This window comes from Paenibacillus montaniterrae, assembly GCF_018403185.1.
Classification (GTDB): Bacteria; Bacillota; Bacilli; order Paenibacillales; family Paenibacillaceae; genus Pristimantibacillus; species Pristimantibacillus montaniterrae.
Window position 1 is genome coordinate 61,974 of record NZ_BOSE01000006.1, and the last position, 17,143, is coordinate 79,116.

Below are 17,143 nucleotides of genomic sequence, written 5' to 3' on the forward strand. Positions count from 1 at the left end.
GTGTTTCGACGCCGACATAAAGCCGGTCACCATTATCTTATGTGGGAGTGCAGGTATGGTTTCTGGTGATATGCGGATTTGTCGATTGATCGGGATAAGAACACAGCACAAAAAAGCCTCCAGCAGTGCAGCAGCTGGAGGCAAGAACTATTTCATCGCAACACCCTTAAGTCCTTTAATATATCGGTTGGAAACAAAGCATTTTTGTCCGTTAATCATAATAATTTCTCGCTTCGCAGTATCGATTTCTGCAATATTGTCCTTATTGACGACATAGGAGTTGTGGCAGCGATAAAAGCGAGAATCCATGCTGAGAACATCCTTCAGCTTATAATAAAATTCTACCTGACGATTGACAGTATGAAGAATCAGCTTATGCGGCTGCAGCGCTGTCTCGAAAAATAAAATATCATTATAATCTACGCTAATCATTTTTTCGCCTGACTTTACCTGGAACAGCTTGCGATTCGAATAGCTGTTTCTCACATGGCGATTGTACGCTGTTTCAATACATTCAACGACACGCTTTTTAATATCGGTATATTGATCCTTGGAAATATAGTCCATTGCCTCAACCTTGTACGTGAAGGTAAGATAAGTCAGCTCTGAGTGGGTAGTAACAAAGACGATTGAGCCTTGAGGATCATACTCGCGAATTTCCGCAGCAATAACGATCCCATTTTTTTCTTCCTTCAAATCAACGTCAAGAAAGTAGAGTCCGACAACATTATTCGCCTTTACATAGTCGAGAATTTCTTTAGAGTGTGCAGTGGAAAGAGTAATTTTCATGTCCAAATTTTCGATCATAATGTAATCTGAGATGTATTTGGTCAATTGACGGCGCTGCTCATCATTATCTTCACAAATAAATACCTCTAGCATGAAACCTTCCTCCTAAAACAATCATGACCTCTGCCTGGATGTGCTCCCAAGCAACTAAAACGAACATCGGGGGATCATCCTACTCTGCAATATCCAATACTTGAGTAAACTTCCCGTCTAAAATTTGTGTGTCTAACGTTACATTGTTGCAGCTCGCAACAATTTCACGCAGATTGTTAAGTCCAAGACCTCGATTTACACCTTTGGTCGAAAAGCCTTTTTCATATATTTTGTGCAGCTCTGGTGTTGTTGGACGACTGCTATTGGAGACGACAATAAGCGTGGAGCCTCCCCTTTTCACTAAAGCAACATGGACGAAAGGCCGTTCACAATGAATCGCTTCCTCAATTGCATTGTCCAATATAATCCCTACGCAGCGGCACAGGTTTACAGGCTCCATATTAATATGTTCAACAGGCTCAACGACTTCTACATTGGCATCAATTTTGAGCTCTTGTGCTTTTATAATTTTAGAAGAGATAATGCCTTTCAGTTCTTGCATTTTCAAATTATGCAGCGAACCAAGCTTGTACGAATTAGACTTCATGCTCATACTGATCGGCATAATGTTGTTGTTAAAATATTGCTCGAGCTTATCAATATCCCTGGAGCGAATATACTCGGACATCGACAGCAGGATATTAATGTAATCATGTCGAAATTTCTGCATGTTCGTGTACATCTGCTCAAGATTTTCTGTATATTCTGTTAGACGCTCGTACTGGGCCTGTTGGTTGCGCATATTTGTTTCTTTTACAATCATTCTTGTCAGCAGAATACATACACCGATCAAAATTGCGAAATAAAAGATAAATAACACACTATTAGCACGTATATTTTCATCTGAAAAGCCAGATTGTTTACCTATTAAAATATTTATGTAGAAAATAATTAACGTGACGACACTTAAGATAGCAAAAACAGTACCATAGCTTCGCATAAAGCTGTCCTGCTTTAAGAAATTAGCCAATAAATACGACACTACAAAGCTTAGCAGTAACGTAACAATACATATTACAAGATTAATACCTGCTATATATGAAATAGATTGCAAATATTCAGCTGATGGTTTTCTGATCACCAAAAAAATTGTCCTTACAATATAGTCACTAATAACTAAATTTATTAAAGCAACCACTGGAACAACAATACTTGGAAATATCTTTTTATTAAAAAGACTTAATATGAGTATCCAAAATATGAGCAGAATAAAAACACCTATAATGCCCTGCCACATAAATAAAGGGTAGCCTAGTAAAACAGAGCCTATAAGTAATACGAATAGTAGCTTCTTACCTAACTGATACTGAAATAAAATGTAAATCGATAGCGATATGGTTATAGTCTGCAACGAAATATTAATAAAATCCGACATATGAGAACCTCTTATCGACCTATAATTTTGTTACTTATGATATATATCTTACTTCTACATTATATTATATCATAATAGTTTTAAACATAAATCAGTTACAATATTAAAAGGTTCACACAAATAAATAGACTTTTCCGAGGTTAGAGGTATTCTAGCCCAGAAAAGTCTATAATATCCATTATTGATTGTTTCAATTAGATTACTTCGATTGCTTCAGCAGCTCCATTGGGATCTTAGGCTCGTGTGAAAAATACAAACACGCACTTTCCAAAGCCTGCTCGCCGCTCTTCATTGCGACATTACCCATGAATTTAGTTGCCATACCCTTCATACCGTTAAGCAGACCTTGATTCTGTTTCGTATTGTTCATAATTTTTAACACTCCTTTTTAATAATTTATATGTGAGTGGTAGGATCATGACGATTTGTAACGCCATGCCCAACATAAGAAGACTCTTAATGAATGGGTCTGGATACAGTAATGCAATTACTGTAATCACAGCACACGTCACTATCGATTTGTTACGTAGTGAGCGTCTTCTTTCCGCTCCCAGAATCGGAGACTTGTCCGTATCTGCAGGAGCATAAAGATAAAGAAGAGTGATAAACAATAGTCCACATCCAATAACCATGAGGCTAGTAAACGGGATGTACTGGCTTAGAACAGGTGTGCCTACGAATAAGACGATACTAATGATGCTGCATACTGTGCTAGAATTAGCGTGCAAACCATAGGAGTACCTTCTTAATGCCGCATATGCAATGTGAAGAATAAGCGTCTGAAGAAAAAGCCCCAAGACAATGGCAACACCGTACACGATAATCCCTTTTGATAGATTCGTTAGTATCGTTTCAATGCCTAGCTTCATCTTCAAGTAGTCGATGTGATCGCCTTTACGCTCGTCATTCATCCTTTGCGCCAAGCGGCTTGCAAGTGACTCAATGAAACCCATTCGTTGAACCGTTTCATCTTGCATGTGCATCACCTCTCTATGCCCATATCTTAAACCGATAGGACAAGCGGTGAATGCTTTTGTCTTATTATGTAAAAAAATGATCATACCCGTAATGCTATTTTTCGACCATATGTCGCAAGTGTCGTCTTTTTATTCCCAGTCGATAAATTACGCTGCATAGCTTGTCAACAAATGCTGGCGTAAACACTCTGAAATTGTTGACAAAGGAGGAGCTAAAATTGAAAGCAAGCTAAGAATTAATTTTTTTTGATTATAGTTTCAGCACCGAGATACAAAACTTCTTTAATAAGATATGATGGTGGAGAAATTCCACTAGCTGCCTATAAGATTGAAAAGTCTAAAGGGCGTTTCAAATAATTCATAAAAAAATTAAGCCCCCAAGATTGTTGTGCAACTTCTGGAGGGCCTATACATTCAATTGTGAAAACGCTAGGAAATTCACTAAGAGCTTCCGAAACACAGCTTACTATTTATAATAGCGGGGTAGCAAATTTCATTTCAGGAAAACGGCTATTCGGTTCTTTCATTAAGTTTCCATCTCGATTTTTCAGATACATGTCGAAGAAATCCAGCATATAGGCATTCATAACGGAGTTTGCTCTTTCAGGGGCAATTTTACCTGTAATGCCTAGTAATTCGAAAATAGGAGAAATGAACTGAACATCGGTAAAATTCAAGTGCTCCGTATTTTCGATATAGAGGACTTGTCCTCCTTCGTTGACCGCTTCGCGTATTCGTTTAAGCTCCAGCTTTTTATCTTCTGTTACTTGATCCATCCACTCTCTTGTTGAGCCCATACGGTCAAGCTCTGCATCTGTGTAAACCCGGTTATCCCTCACCATTTTTAATTGTTCGAACTCACTTTCTGAATAGATGAATAAAAACGGCTTTTGCAGCCCCTCTCTGTCATGCAGTCGGTAAAGCCCTCCGTCCAAGTCTATTCCAGCCGTGATTCGCGGATCGAAAGAAGCATCATAGGCCGTTGCACCGCCGATGGAATGACCAAACACCCCGACATGCTTGAGATCAATCTTCCCTTTAAGGCGACTTGGAATCTGCCCTGATTGGATAAGCTCGAACTGGTCCAGCACAAAAGTCACATCATCTGTTAAAACGTCTCCCAATTTGTCGCGATTTCCTCTTTCGGTCCGATAATCGTGATCGGGCGAAAATAAGTCGTTGGTTGTGCTGGTCGTGATTCGACCGTCCGGAAACTCAGTGGCAAATGTATTGAAGGTGTGGTCGATCACGGCCACGATATATCCGTGACTTGCGAGATTTTCGGCTTGCGACGTATGGAGGAACCTGGAAGAACCGAAGCCGGGATTCGCAAGGATCAGCGGGTATGAAGTCTGCGCTGAAGATACTTCAGTCTCTGAATAAGTATGACTGGATACATATTTCAAGTGTTGAAAAGTAAACCCGGGAAGGCCGTAGTTCTCAGCCATATAACGTAAAATCCGAGTATCGGGAATAAAGGGAGCATACTTGCCTGAGCCAGCTTGGGCCGGATACCATACCTGAACCATCAATTCCCTCTTGCCAGTCGCGGTTGTGCCAAATGTCTCCTCCCGGCTTGAATCGATGAAATGAAAGACATGTGTACTTACCTTCAACTCGCCAGTTGGCTTCGGAAAGTTGAATACGGGAAACACATAGAGGAAGCAGCCCGTTACGATTAACCCAAACCCGGCAAAAAGGCGGCCCCACACCACCCTTCGGGTTCGGGAAGCATGAACAACTGTCGGTGTTTTGAGAGCATATATCAGGGAAAGAATAAGCATCAGGAGCATAAATCCGTATAAAAATACTAGTTGAATTCTGTACCCTTCAACAAGCAAATGGATCACTAAAAAAATGGAGCCTGCTCCGCTTGTCAGGAATAAAGCTGTTCTTCGGATACGCTGATTGACAATGAACTGGAATGCCAACAAACATACGCTCGAAAAGAATAGCAGCATTTCAAAAAATCTCACGCCAACTCCCCCTCTAAAATAATCCTATCAAAGGATTATTTTAGAGGAGGAACCAGGTTCGTACCATTGATTTAGATGACAATCACCTTACACGCTTGTAAGGTTGCTCAATGAACTGTGAGGCAGTTACAGTAAAACAGACTGTGACGCCAATGGCAGCAACGTCCCTTATTTATTATTAATTGCCCTTTGAAAATATTGAAATAAAAATTAAACACCCAAGAATGGTTTATCGCATTCCTGAGTGTGTAATCCATATAGTATCACACTAAAACGATGTGATCTTTAACCGATAGAACAAGCGGTGGATATTCCCACTTACTCAATTACGACGCATGGCTTGCCAGCAACTGCTGTCGCAAACGCTCCAAAATCGCCGAAATTCGATGAACATATTGCTGAATTTGCTCTCTCGTATAGCTTTGCTGGCGGTACTCGAGCTTAATATGAGCGGCATTCTGACTGCGTTTGACACGAAGCACCAAGTCGTACATGCAGTATTGATCCGCCTGAACCTCAGTAAAATGCTGGCACAGCTCCTCCTCATAGCAATACATGACAGAATAATCGTGGCGATTGCCAAGTGTGCCAAGCTCGCCCTCCAACCGTTTCTTCCGCTCTAGCTGCAACGCGATCAGACGACCTTCCAACGAAGTCGATACATTCACGTATTCCTCGCTTAAGTAGTTGAAGCAGCCAATTTCATCATAGTTTCGCAGCGTCGAACGCCAATTTTCAACGATGCCATATCGTTCTCCCTCATAGCTGTAGCCTAGCAACTGCTCAACGAGCAGCTGATAGACAACCGGAATATCGACAGCGTACTTTTTCGCAATTTGCCGCATCACCAATAGCTGCTCAGCTGTCAACGAATATGTAACCGCTATCATTCTCTTATTCTCCTTACTGCCTCGTCCCCGCAGTCCGGCATCGCGACCAGAAAATATATGCTTGGACGAAATAATCTCCATATTGCGAAGCAGACGGTAAGAGGACAGATTGCCTGCTTGAAGCTCAAACCCGCTTATTAAAGACCTGAATAATACATCCTCAAAGCATTTGGCGCTATAATCATCCAGGCAAATCGCATGAAATTCGATGTACAGATACCGCTGTTCCTCATGCTCCAAAAACTTGACGCGCCATGGATAGCCCTTTAATAAAGATATACTGGATTCTTGTGTCACAATGTACATTTCCGGCAGCATATTGATTTTAACAACCGGCACCTGCCATTGCTCAAGTGGCGGTAGATACTCGACATATTGGACATAGTGCTGCTCATGTTTATCGTATTTGAACATGACCTGCAGCGTGGCATGACTGCTGATCGTGCGGTAAAGCGCAACACGCAGCTCCTCATAGCTCATCGTATCAGGCAATGGGTACAGGTAAGGCTTGCGATGAATAGGCTGCTCATTATATTGCATCATGCATGCTTGCATTTTGGTTAGTTCGGCAGAAAAATCTGCCGGGTCCTCTGATTGATAACGACTGTAAAATAGCAAGGTACATCCCTCCTTGAACCTTTATATTCTTTTCGTTCTCGTGCGGGTAAGCAATAGCATAGTTACTCCAGCATAAAGCATTAGGCCTAGCAAATAGCCTACTAATGGATATATCTGATCATGAACGTCACCAAGCAATATAACGACAACCTCGTTCAACCAGTATGTCGGAAATATCGTGGCTACGTCCTTTACAATGAATGGAAGCTGCTCTCTTGGCAGAAACATGCCTCCCATTACAACGAACAGCAGACCCGCCAGCACGATGCATGCTAAGCTCATCGATTTAGTTCGGGAATAGTTCATAATGATGAATCCAAGCCCAGCCGCAATAATATTGAGCATCGCATAGGCAAGCAAGATGATAAGATAGTCAATACCTGTTAATGGCAGTTCAATATGCAGCGCTGTGTTGGTAAACAGCATCACCTCAATAAGCTGAACGGTGCCGATCGCAAGAAATACCGCAACAATTTGACAGTAATAGCTGAATTTGCTGTAGATACTTAATAAAATGCGCTGGTCTGTCGCATGCTGCCTGTCACCATAGAACAGCATTGTATTCATAGTGGTTAGAATAATAAGAACGCCGATGATGCTGTTTAGCATATTGGCCATTTCTGGTGCAACGCTGGGCTCAAATGCTTTGACTAGCAAATACGCAAATAAAATCGGCATTAGCAGCATGAAGATCAGCAAACCGTTGCGCTTAAACAAACGCCTAATATATAGCTCGAATACCTGCACTATTTTTTCTCCTTTCATTTGTTTCGATAGGGTGATTGTGATTAAGTATTTTCGGTTATGCCGTCCCGTCAGTCAGGCTAGCGTAAACCTGCTGCAGCTGCGGGCTAATCATGTCGATTTGCAGCAGCCTGTCTCCGAGGATCGCTTTAATACGCTGCATCCCCTGCTCGCCATCATCATTCAGCTCGACAACCATCGTACAAGCTTCAAGCTCGCGAATTTTATAATCGGCCAACTCGCCTTGCAGCTCTACTGCCGTGTCCGCAAGCGTAAGCTTTACTAATGCACAGCGATGCTGGTGCTGTTCAAGCAGCTCCTCCATTGAGCCTTGTACGATAAGATTTCCGTGCTGCATAATGCCTACATGCGTGCATAGCTGTTCAATTACTTCTACGTTTTGCGACAAGTATATGATGGTAATGCCCATCTCATGCAGCTTGCGAATGGTGGACAAAATAGTTGATTTGGCCTGATTATCCATCTCCTCTATCGGCTCGTCGAATATGATGACATCAGGCAAGTGAACGATACCGCACGCAATATTGAGCTGTTGAGTAAGCTCTGGCGATAGCTGTGAGGCCTTCTTCTTACGCTCTTCCCATAGCCCGACAAACTGCAGCGCCTGCTCCACCTGCTGCTTGAGCCGTTTGCCGCGATATTGATAGAGCTTTCCGAATAACAACACATTTTCATACACTGAGAGATCGTATATTAAAGCCTTTTCATAAGGCACATAGCCTACTCTGCGATTAGTACTGGCATTAATACGCTCGTTGAACCAGATTAACGTTCCGTTTGTCGATTTTTCCAAGCCCAGCATTACTTTGGCTAAGGTTGTTTTCCCAGCTTCAGCAGGTCCGATAATTCCATATATGCTTTGAGCCGGGATTGTAATCGATACGTCCTTTAATATGAGATGATGTTTTTCATATCCGAAGCTGATTGACTCTCCTCTAAAAACCGTACGCACCACTCGTATTCCTCCTAATTTTGCTACAACCTACCCGAAGGATAGTTTAGCATGATGCGCCAGCAAACAACTCGACCTATCCTAAAAGAGCGATACAATATAATAACTGTAAATAAAACGCAAAATAGTCCATCATAAAAAGGCCTAAATATACTAAAAACTCGATATTGGCAAATAAAAAAAATCGCATCCATGCATGCGATTTTCTGATCTATTATTCATGTAAAAATAGAAATTTTACCAGCTTAAAACATTTCCCTGCTTGAACACGTCTAAAACAATAATGCATAAGGAGGTGTAGAGTATCATACGCAGGCTTGGATTCATGTGCTGTATGACAATCTGTCTCGCGCTCTTAATAGCAGGCTGCGAATATACCAAAGAACCGCCAGAGGATTCCGATGCCATTCAGGAAGGGACCTTTGTGCTAGGCAAAAGCAATTATAACAGCAACAAGCTGCTTATTGGGAATGATATGCAGGTTTCAATCGGAGAACTGCAGGAGGCTTTAAAGCAATCTGCAGCTGAACTAATTCGAGAGCAAAACTATCAACTTTATTGGCTCGATCTTAGCAATTTACCAGAGGACATTTATGATACGATCGCTGTCGGCTCCAAAATCCGCTATACGCTGCTGTACAATGAACACCTGGATACAATTCCGCCGACCGTATTCGCTAAAGATATTAGTATAATAGATTGAATAAAGCATCACTTATCGATATATAAAGAGGGGGGCCAGAAAGTCCCTAAAGTAAAAAGGTTGGACGAGAAAACATATTTCTCCGTCCAACCTTTTTAAGTCCCAGCTTTTGAAGGAAGGTAGCGAGGCGAATGCCTGCTACTTTCAGTAGATTGTGGGCCAGGGCCACAATCCCAAACTCTGTATGAACGTTTTCTAGACCTCGCAAGGAAAACCTGCGGAACGACCGGTTGCCCTTGATGTGACTAAATACACTCTCAACCTCGACTTTTCGCCGAGCATAGATCGCGGATTTCTCGTCATCCTCAAGGGCTGTTTTTGCCTTTGCCTTTAACTCTTCCCATACCGTGTTCCAGTGAACCTGACGGTTGCCTTTTGCCTTCGTACATGCTGGCTTTAATGGGCATTCGCTACAATCCTCACATTCGTAAATCTTGAAGCTTTGCTCTAGGCCTGAGCGTGCCTTCTTCGTTTGGTACTTCTTAAACATAACGTATCGACCATTCGGGCAAATAAAGCGGTCGTCTAATTCTTCATACGTCCAATTGCTTGCGTGCTTCCTATTCTTTTTGTAGCGTCTGGTTTGCTCGTGCATATAGCTACCATATGGAATTAGAACATCAAATCGCTTCTCTTTTTCTTCCCCTAGCGCGTACAAGTAGTTCTCCTCACTACCATAACCTGCGTCAGCAATCACGGTTTTAGGCATGGGCAAAGAAGACGCTGCAAGTTGCTCCATATGCGGAATGAAGCAACGTGTATCCGTTGGTCGCTGATGAAGACTATAAAACAAAATAAATTGGTTTTCTGTTGCTATCTGCACATTGTATCCTGGTTTGAGCTGACCATTTTTCATGTGGTCTTCTTTCATTCGCATAAACGTTGCATCTGGATCCGTTTTGGAGTAGCTATTGCGATCGCCAAAGCAAGCTCTCTGCTGTTCGTACTTGGTTAGACGCGGAAGAAAGTCCTGACGAATTTGTTTCAGTGGCTGTTTCAAAGCACTACGCTTGTTACGTAAGGCTTTTCTGGCTTGGCGGTCATGGGTTTGAGCGATCTGCTCGGTTAAGCACTCTACTTGTTCTTCTAGAATAACCACTGTTTCTTCAAGCTGTACAGGAAGCTCATCCGGTTCGGTAGCGGCCATTTCACTGGCTTCTTGCTGCGTGAGCGTATGAATATGCGCAAGGGTTGCCTGCACGTTTTCTTTGAGTTTCTCTTCAAAGCGTAACGTAGATTTTTTCCATACAAAAGAGTACTTGTTCGCATTCGCTTCAATCTTTGTGTCATCCAAGAAATAGTTCTCCATCGTAATAAAGTTGTCACTGATGAGCTTTTGAATCATCGTTTCAAAGAGCTCGTCCATAAAGCTTTTCATTCGCACACCGCGGAAGTCATTCAAGGTACGAAAATCGGGTTGTTGCATCGCAGCTAGCCACATCGCCGGTAGGTTTTCTTGTACTAGTTTTTCGACGCCACGGCAGGAATAGACTTTTTGAGAGTAGCCATAAAGAATCACTTTGAGCATCATATTAGGATGGTAGGAGATACGGCCTCCACCTGTATAAGGAGCTAATAATTGCTCATCAGGAATAGATTCAATCATTTCATCAATGATACGAGCGACATGGTGGGAAGGGATAAGCGATTCTAGATCCAGGATCATGTGCATCTGCTTATTGTCATAAGCTTTGAAAGCAGGTATGAGCTTTCGCTTCACTTCCATTTTTACTTCTATATGTTCTAGAGGAAATGTGAGTTGCATGTTATAATGTTCAGTAGTAGTCAATTGATTACGCATAAAAACCGTGCATAAAAACCGTCCCTTTCTGAAATGGTGGTGTAGTAACTTTCATTTTACAGGAAAAGACGGTTTTTTTGTGAATATTTTTGTTTTTTACAAAAAAACGAGGCTGCCAGCAGTCAGTTTTCACTGACTTTCTGGACAGCCCCTTTATCCGTTCGCCCTTTGATTCAGGGCCTCGCTGTACTACATATGACGAACATTTTCTGGGAAGTGTACAGAAGGGCTCAAGCAAAACAATCAATATAGAGGAAGTAATTAAAATATATTGACAAAAATTTGAAGTGATAGTAAATTATATTTAAAAAGTGAGCAATCTTACTTTTCTCACTTCAAACTACCATAACGAAGGGAGTAATTTTTTATGGTCCGCAAAATATTTATTCCTCTTGTGGCGTTTTTGTTGTTCTGCACCTTCTTCTCAATCCCAGTCGGTTCTGCCTCGCAGGTGTCTCCAGAATTAGGTTGTTCTTGTGCACAACAAAATGTAAGTGAAGACGAACTCTCAAATCTAAATTCAAACAATGAATTTTTTGAATCCTTAACCCATCAACAAACGAATAAAGCATTAGAGAATCTAAATAGTTTCCAAGATTATAAAAAAGTATCTCAGTGGTTTGAAACAAACGGAATTATTGTAAAAACCAAGGATATTATCGGAATCAAACTGAATGAATATGTACATCCAATTACTAAAGAGAAGTATGATGATATAGTACAAATTTCTTACTATGGAGCTTCAAATAATTATGATAAAATAGGTGCAGTTGTTGCCTACATTAACGAAAGTAAAAACGAACTAATTCATCTACAAGGCCAGATTTTCTTTGAATTTAAGGAAGAGAACGGAGAATACAAAAATGCGAAATCTTACATTCATAGTATAGGTTACTCTCCCCTATTAGAATCTGGTGACTTCGAAAACTATCTAAGCTATGTGTATCAATCAAATACCAACAGTGATTCTGAAGTAATGTTATCTTCAAAATCTGCTGAAAGAGTCTGCGGGATGGTTGGAGTTGTAGTATGTGCTCAGCATTGCGGTATCTGGGGATTGGGATGTGGTCCTGTCTGTGGTACCATCTGTGGTTTGATTTGTGGGACTACTTTTGTATTTACCTGTTCATAAAAATTAAATTTGTGGGGGAGTGATTCATGAAGACTAAAATGTTTTGGATATATAACATAACATTCGCAACTTCCACAGGTGTTATTTTTGGCGTAAAGCCCTGGATTTTCTTTGAGGGCTTTACCATAGAACATATTATTCTCCCGTTGTGCATATCTCATGTAATTGCGAGTTTTATAGGCTATAAAAAATATGTTCGCGATAAATAAGCTAACGTAATGTTTCGATATACAAAACATTTGTCTAAACGCTGAGGCCTTCAATGATTTCTCTGTCCATCTCATACACGTAACGCCCTGATTGTATTGCAGGGCGTTACTACTTTTCAAGTCTACTGATAACTTACTTTCGTCCATAATCTGCTTTTATTTCCCCCCACAGATCAGTTTGCCACTTCATAATTTTCGTTGCATAGGTGTTCGTGTTCAGCCACTGTGTCGCGTGGTCAACCAGCCTCCATATCTCGCGAGTCGATTCGTTGCGCGGCAAATTCGTATTGGGCGCTTTTTGCTTCACCCATTTCATCGCGGTTTGCGAATCGCTGTAAATGTTGCGGCTATCTCCTGTTTTAGCTATGTAGGCAAGCGCATGCACGATCGCAAGATACTCGCCTATGTTGTTTGTGCCATTGGGAATCGGCCCCACAGAAAATAATACCTCGCCTGTAGCGGTATCTACTCCTTTGTACTCGATCGGTCCTGGATTGCCGGCTGTGCCAACATCAACAGATATCGTATAATAATCGATTTCGTCCTGTTCGTTACTGCCTGTACCTGAATTCTGCACAGCTTTACCTGCTGAATTTGGCGCTGTCTTGGCTTTAACTGCGGCCGTTTTGCTATTGCCGCTTTTCCCCCAATGCGCTTGCCAGCCTTGCGCATAAGCCTGCTCGGCTGCTGCTAGCGATTCAAAGGATTTATATTTCGCTCCCTCAAAGCCATTAACCTGCTGCTGACACTCAATCCAGTTCGTATAGACACCGGGCTGACTGCCAACCCAAACTACATAATATTTTTGCTTTGCCATTCCACACCTCTAAAGACAAATAGACCGCCCTCGCACAGGGAAACGGTCTATTGTCCGTTAGTCCTATCTAATTTTAAGCCAACCGCCCTTTATAGCGGCTATTGCTCCGGGAGTCGCGTTACCAGCACGGCTCCTTTTACATTATACGCATATGCGGCAAGTTCATATACCTCAAGCTATTCCTCATTCTTTACATGCATTATAGCATATGAAGTTTCTCTCATTCAAGAACGGCATTATAGCATATGCGCTGAGGCTTGATCGATTTTCGCTTGTACAACCTCAGCATCCGACTGCTGACGAGCAGAACCGGCCCAGAAGGAGGCGAGAAGCCCCGCTGCTGCAGCAGCGACGAGAAACCAGAAGCCATATTGCACGCTGTCTCCAAGCATAGCCTGCAGCAGCTGCAGTTGACTCGCCGGCAAATCGGCGTTGCTTTCCAGCATCGCAAGCGGATCAGTGACTACACCAAGCTCTCCTGCAAGCGACGGAAGCTCACTTTCGTTGGCAGCCATCAGCAGGCCCAGCTTATTGTTCACCAGCATGGTCAGCACTGCTGTACCGAGCACCCCTCCTATTGAACGGAAAAAGCTGACCGAGGAGGTTGCCGCGCCGCGAATCGAATCATCGACGCTCATGCTTACCGCCGTCTGCCCAATCATCATCATCATGCCGATTCCCAAGCCGAGCAGCATCATAATAAAGCAAATCCATATAAATGAGACCTGCTCCGGCAAATAGATCAGCATCAGCAAGGAAACAATGCAAAGCAGCATCGAAAGAGCCATGCTGAAGCGCCATGTATAGCGCTGGATAAGCATACCGCACAGCGTTGCGCCAAACATGACACAAAGCATTAGCGGCGTCAACGCTCCGCCTGTATAAGCTACATCTCCGCCAAGACTGCCTTGTACAAACAGCGGCACATAGACAAGAGCCGCAAACATAATAATGCCCTGCACAAAGGTTGTTATATATGTGCTGGCTATGACGCGATCTCGAAACAGATGAAATGGAATTACCGGCTCTCCCGCCTTAAGCTGCTGTACAACAAAGCTGAGCAAGGCTGCCGCACCCACAACAAGCAGGCCAATAATCTCCAGCGAGCCCCAAGCATACTGCACACCACCAAGCTTCAGCGCGAGCAGCGTGGATAAGGTGCCTGTTACTAGCAGAATCGGCGCGAGATAGCCGATCGAGCCTGCTGCCTTCGAACTCGAATCACTCTTTCGCGGCAGCAGCGCAAACAATACTGCAAATACTATTAGTCCCAGCGGCAAATTAATATAGAAGATATACCGCCAGTCCAGCAGTGACGTAATGAGCGCCCCGATAGTCGGCCCAACGACAGAGGATAAAGCAAACACACTCATATACAGCGTCTGATACTTGTTATTGCCCTTTGGCATGACCGAGAACACAACGGTAAATGTGATCGGCATCAGGAAGCCTGCCCCGATCCCTTTCAGACCGCGAAATACAATAAGCTGCTCCATCGACTGAGCCATGCCGCACAGCACGGAGCCGATAACAAATAAAGCAAGACCCGCCAGCAAAAACAGCCTTCTGCCGTATAGATCCGAGAGCTTGCCAGCTAGCGGCATCATTGCTGTCGTAGCCAGCATATAAATCGTAAACACCCACGACATGCTGGAAAAACCGTTCAGCTCTGTCGCAATGGTTGGCAATGCGGTAGAAACGATCGTCTGATCCAGTTGCGTTAAAAAAATACTGCACAGCAAAGCGGCAAACAAGCCATTGTACTGCAGCCTTGAAAGCCCGTAAGCGTTCCCTTCCATCTCCCATCACCTACATTCTCGTTACTTACAGTTTTGACATTTTGGCGCAGCGATGCAAATAACCGTGCAGCGTAAGTGCTGCTGGTCTTGCTACCGCAAAGCCTCCCAAGCGGTTGATTGTATCCTCAAGCTGCTGCTGCACATGCTCTGCCGCAGCATTGCCTTTTTTCGTCCATATCCCGACAAAACGGTCAGCGACTAGCGCGCTCGTCTGCTCCAGCGCATGCAGCCAGGTGACAAGCTGCTGCGACAGCTCGCCTACATGCGTTGATGTCACAATTAACGTGAGCTGCTGCTCATTGCCCGCCAGCAGCTCCTGCGGAGAGGAGATCAGCTGCAGCCTGCAGCCATTCCAGCCTGCGACCGTTTCCTCGATCAGTGCAAGCTCGTCCTCCAGCTCCTCCAGCTCGCTTGGTGCAACAAGCAGCTGTACAAGCTTCTGCTCCGCACCCTGCTGCTCCTGACGAGGCTGCAGCTGCGTCAATATGCCGTGCTGAGCAAGCGCTACCATTTGCTCCACGATTTCCTGCTGCAGCTGCTCCTTCGTCCCCGCATGACCTGTAATCATTTGCAGCGCCTCAAGCTCGCGATAGTAAAACTGATTCATCATCCCCCACAGACAGAACAGCACGACCTGCTCATTGGCATGCGGATCGATAATGCCGGCTTGCTTCCAGCGCTTGAACATTTCGCTTTTTTCCTTATAATCCTGCACCCATTGCGCGGAAGCAAACTGATTGAACAATTGCCCTCCATCAATGCTTTCCTTATGAAAGATTTTATAAAGATTCGGTATTTTGCATTTGATTTCAAAATGCATCTCGATATACTGCCGCAGCATTTGCTCAGGATGCACATCCTCCCAGCTCTGCTTCTGCAAATATGATTCCCACTGCTGGAACAGCCGCTCCAGCACCGCTTCATACAGCCGCTCCTTCGTGCTGAAATAGTAGTGGACCAGCGCCTGGTTCACTCCCGCCTTGGCAGCTATGTCGCTAATTCTCGTTGCAGAATAGCTGCTGCTGGCAAACAGCTCCTCAGCCGCATGCAAAATCCGCTCCTGCACATTCAATTTCCCATCATCAACTGCTGTCGTATCAACCACGACCACTCCACCTTTCCCTACAAATGAGCCTGCACCCGCAAGGCAGCAACGAGCTGCAGGCACTCCCTCACTGCTTGTTCCAGCAGCCTTAACGAAAGGCTGCAATTAACGCTTTATTGCCTGCCATCCATTCGTTGATCAGCTCTGTACAGCCTTCGAGCTGCGTATCAAGCAAATACAAGCCCTTGCTCATCGTCGCTGCTCCAAGCTCGGCAAGCACAGGCTTCAAATGCAGCTCAACCGCAAGCTGATGCTGCGGGCTTGCGCCAACCATCATCGGCAGCACAAGCTTGTTGTGCAGCGCTCCCATCGGCAATATATCCAAAAACAGCTTGAGCAAGCCCGTATAGGTCGCTTTATAGGTTGGGCTGGCTATGACAAGATAGCTTGAAGCCGCAACCTGTTCAATCAGATCTGCTATGACTGCCTGATCCCATTGCACCAAAGCGGTTCCATAATTCGCCAGGTCGATTTTGACAAGCTCGATCTCCTGCTCGCCTTGTTCAGCAAGCTGCTGCTTTAGCGCATCCAGCGCCGCTTCCGCGAAGCTGAACGTTTTTGACAAAGGCTTCGGATTGCCTACAATCATCGTCATTTTCATGATGTCGCTACCTCCAGCTCCGCCAGCTTGCGGTATTTGCCGCGATAGAACACCAGCGGCTCGCTTGCCGCTTCCGTCTCATAAATGTGCTTGCCATGACCGAGCAAAATCATATGATCGCCGCCAGCAAGCTGCTCGGACAGCTCGCATTCGACGCTGGCCAGACAGCCTTCAATGACAGGCAAGCCAAGCAAGCCTGAAAAATACGGGATGCCAGCAAATTTATCACTAGCACCGCGCTGAGCGAATTGGCGCGAAACCGCCTCCTGACCGTCCGCCAAAATATTGACGCAATATTTGCCGCTTGCTGCAAGCTGCGGCAGTGTCGAGCTGTTGTTGTCGACGCAGATGAGCACCATCGGCGGCACTAAAGAAAGCGACGTGAAGGCATTGGCTGTCATGCCGAGCGGCCTGCCCGCTTCATCAACGGTCGTAATGACCGTAACACCTGTAGCAAACTGCCCCATTGCAGCGCGCCACACTGTTGAATCTATCATCTCAACTCACTCCTATCTATCGCATTATCGTCATCATCTCTCAT

At 44.1% G+C, this 17,143-nt stretch carries 16 protein-coding genes; 2 read left to right on the top strand and 14 right to left on the bottom strand.

Annotation, left to right across the window (positions count from 1 at the left end; all coding sequences use genetic code 11):
* Nucleotides 1-147: 147 nt before the first annotated feature.
* From KJS52_RS15875 to KJS52_RS15910, 8 genes are all read right to left on the bottom strand, one after another.
* The gene (locus tag KJS52_RS15875; RefSeq protein ID WP_213517020.1) at nt 148-882 is read right to left on the bottom strand and encodes a LytR/AlgR family response regulator transcription factor; all 735 of its coding nucleotides are present in this window, start codon (nt 880-882) and stop codon (nt 148-150) included.
* A 79-nt stretch (nt 883-961) separates the two neighbouring features.
* A complete protein-coding gene (locus KJS52_RS15880) occupies nt 962-1,963 on the bottom strand; it encodes a sensor histidine kinase (protein ID WP_246563644.1) in 1,002 nt (333 codons plus the stop codon).
* A 493-nt stretch (nt 1,964-2,456) separates the two neighbouring features.
* Nucleotides 2,457-2,627: a cyclic lactone autoinducer peptide gene (locus KJS52_RS15885; protein ID WP_213517022.1), complete on the bottom strand. Its 171-nt coding sequence runs from the start codon at nt 2,625-2,627 to the stop codon at nt 2,457-2,459.
* Entirely contained in the window at nt 2,593-3,234 is a 642-nt protein-coding gene (locus tag KJS52_RS15890; RefSeq protein ID WP_213517029.1) for an accessory gene regulator B family protein, read from the bottom strand. The genes KJS52_RS15885 and KJS52_RS15890 overlap by 35 nt, the downstream gene beginning before the upstream one ends.
* A 470-nt stretch (nt 3,235-3,704) precedes the next feature.
* Nucleotides 3,705-5,210, bottom strand: a complete 1,506-nt coding sequence (locus tag KJS52_RS15895; RefSeq protein WP_213517036.1) for an alpha/beta hydrolase family protein — start codon at nt 5,208-5,210, stop codon at nt 3,705-3,707.
* Between the two features lie 326 nt (nt 5,211-5,536).
* Nucleotides 5,537-6,718, bottom strand: a complete 1,182-nt coding sequence (locus KJS52_RS15900) for a hypothetical protein (RefSeq protein ID WP_213517038.1) — start codon at nt 6,716-6,718, stop codon at nt 5,537-5,539.
* Nucleotides 6,719-6,739: 21 nt separating this feature from the next.
* On the bottom strand, nt 6,740-7,465 hold the full coding sequence (locus tag KJS52_RS15905) for an ABC transporter permease (protein WP_213517040.1): 726 nt from the start codon (nt 7,463-7,465) through the stop codon (nt 6,740-6,742).
* Nucleotides 7,466-7,520: 55 nt separating this feature from the next.
* Complete coding sequence (locus KJS52_RS15910) at nt 7,521-8,438, bottom strand: ABC transporter ATP-binding protein (RefSeq protein WP_213517042.1); 918 nt, start codon at nt 8,436-8,438, stop codon at nt 7,521-7,523.
* Nucleotides 8,439-8,769: 331 nt separating this feature from the next.
* Between KJS52_RS15910 and KJS52_RS15915 the strand changes: the two genes are divergently transcribed.
* Nucleotides 8,770-9,138, top strand: a complete 369-nt coding sequence (locus KJS52_RS15915; RefSeq protein WP_213517044.1) for a hypothetical protein — start codon at nt 8,770-8,772, stop codon at nt 9,136-9,138.
* A gap of 46 nt (nt 9,139-9,184) precedes the next feature.
* Here KJS52_RS15915 and KJS52_RS15920 read toward each other — a convergent pair whose 3' ends face one another.
* Nucleotides 9,185-10,939, bottom strand: coding sequence for an IS1182 family transposase (locus tag KJS52_RS15920; RefSeq protein WP_213517046.1), 1,755 nt, complete (start codon nt 10,937-10,939; stop codon nt 9,185-9,187).
* Between the two features lie 367 nt (nt 10,940-11,306).
* Here KJS52_RS15920 and KJS52_RS15925 point away from each other — a divergent pair, with 367 nt between their 5' ends.
* Entirely contained in the window at nt 11,307-12,071 is a 765-nt protein-coding gene (locus tag KJS52_RS15925) for a putative immunity/bacteriocin fusion bifunctional protein (RefSeq protein ID WP_213517048.1), read from the top strand.
* Nucleotides 12,072-12,413: 342 nt separating this feature from the next.
* Here KJS52_RS15925 and rnhA read toward each other — a convergent pair whose 3' ends face one another.
* The 5 genes from rnhA to KJS52_RS15950 form a co-directional block, all read right to left on the bottom strand.
* Nucleotides 12,414-13,097: a ribonuclease H gene (gene rnhA / locus KJS52_RS15930; protein WP_213517049.1), complete on the bottom strand. Its 684-nt coding sequence runs from the start codon at nt 13,095-13,097 to the stop codon at nt 12,414-12,416.
* A 236-nt stretch (nt 13,098-13,333) separates the two neighbouring features.
* Nucleotides 13,334-14,896, bottom strand: coding sequence for an MFS transporter (locus KJS52_RS15935; protein WP_213517051.1), 1,563 nt, complete (start codon nt 14,894-14,896; stop codon nt 13,334-13,336).
* A gap of 25 nt (nt 14,897-14,921) precedes the next feature.
* Nucleotides 14,922-16,001 (bottom strand): TetR/AcrR family transcriptional regulator, encoded by a 1,080-nt coding sequence (locus KJS52_RS15940; RefSeq protein WP_213517053.1) that lies wholly within the window; start codon nt 15,999-16,001, stop codon nt 14,922-14,924.
* Between the two features lie 88 nt (nt 16,002-16,089).
* A complete protein-coding gene (locus tag KJS52_RS15945) occupies nt 16,090-16,602 on the bottom strand; it encodes an NAD(P)H-dependent oxidoreductase (protein WP_213517055.1) in 513 nt (170 codons plus the stop codon).
* Nucleotides 16,599-17,099, bottom strand: coding sequence for a flavin reductase family protein (locus KJS52_RS15950; RefSeq protein ID WP_213517058.1), 501 nt, complete (start codon nt 17,097-17,099; stop codon nt 16,599-16,601). Before KJS52_RS15950 ends, KJS52_RS15945 begins: the two co-directional genes overlap by 4 nt.
* Between the last annotated feature and the right edge of the window lie 44 nt (nt 17,100-17,143).

Bases quoted from the DNA above. Each gene is read 5' to 3' on its own strand.
- KJS52_RS15875 (WP_213517020.1), bottom strand. From the start codon at position 882: ATGCTAGAGGTATTTATTTGTGAAGATAATGATGAGCAGCGCCGTCAA.
- KJS52_RS15945 (WP_213517055.1), bottom strand. From the start codon at position 16,602: ATGAAAATGACGATGATTGTAGGCAATCCGAAGCCTTTGTCAAAAACG.
- rnhA (WP_213517049.1), bottom strand. From the start codon at position 13,097: ATGGCAAAGCAAAAATATTATGTAGTTTGGGTTGGCAGTCAGCCCGGT.
- KJS52_RS15950 (WP_213517058.1), bottom strand. From the start codon at position 17,099: ATGATAGATTCAACAGTGTGGCGCGCTGCAATGGGGCAGTTTGCTACA.
- KJS52_RS15925 (WP_213517048.1), top strand. From the start codon at position 11,307: ATGGTCCGCAAAATATTTATTCCTCTTGTGGCGTTTTTGTTGTTCTGC.
- KJS52_RS15920 (WP_213517046.1), bottom strand. From the start codon at position 10,939: ATGCGTAATCAATTGACTACTACTGAACATTATAACATGCAACTCACA.
- KJS52_RS15885 (WP_213517022.1), bottom strand. From the start codon at position 2,627: ATGAACAATACGAAACAGAATCAAGGTCTGCTTAACGGTATGAAGGGT.
- KJS52_RS15915 (WP_213517044.1), top strand. From the start codon at position 8,770: ATGACAATCTGTCTCGCGCTCTTAATAGCAGGCTGCGAATATACCAAA.
- KJS52_RS15935 (WP_213517051.1), bottom strand. From the start codon at position 14,896: ATGGAAGGGAACGCTTACGGGCTTTCAAGGCTGCAGTACAATGGCTTG.
- KJS52_RS15890 (WP_213517029.1), bottom strand. From the start codon at position 3,234: ATGCAAGATGAAACGGTTCAACGAATGGGTTTCATTGAGTCACTTGCA.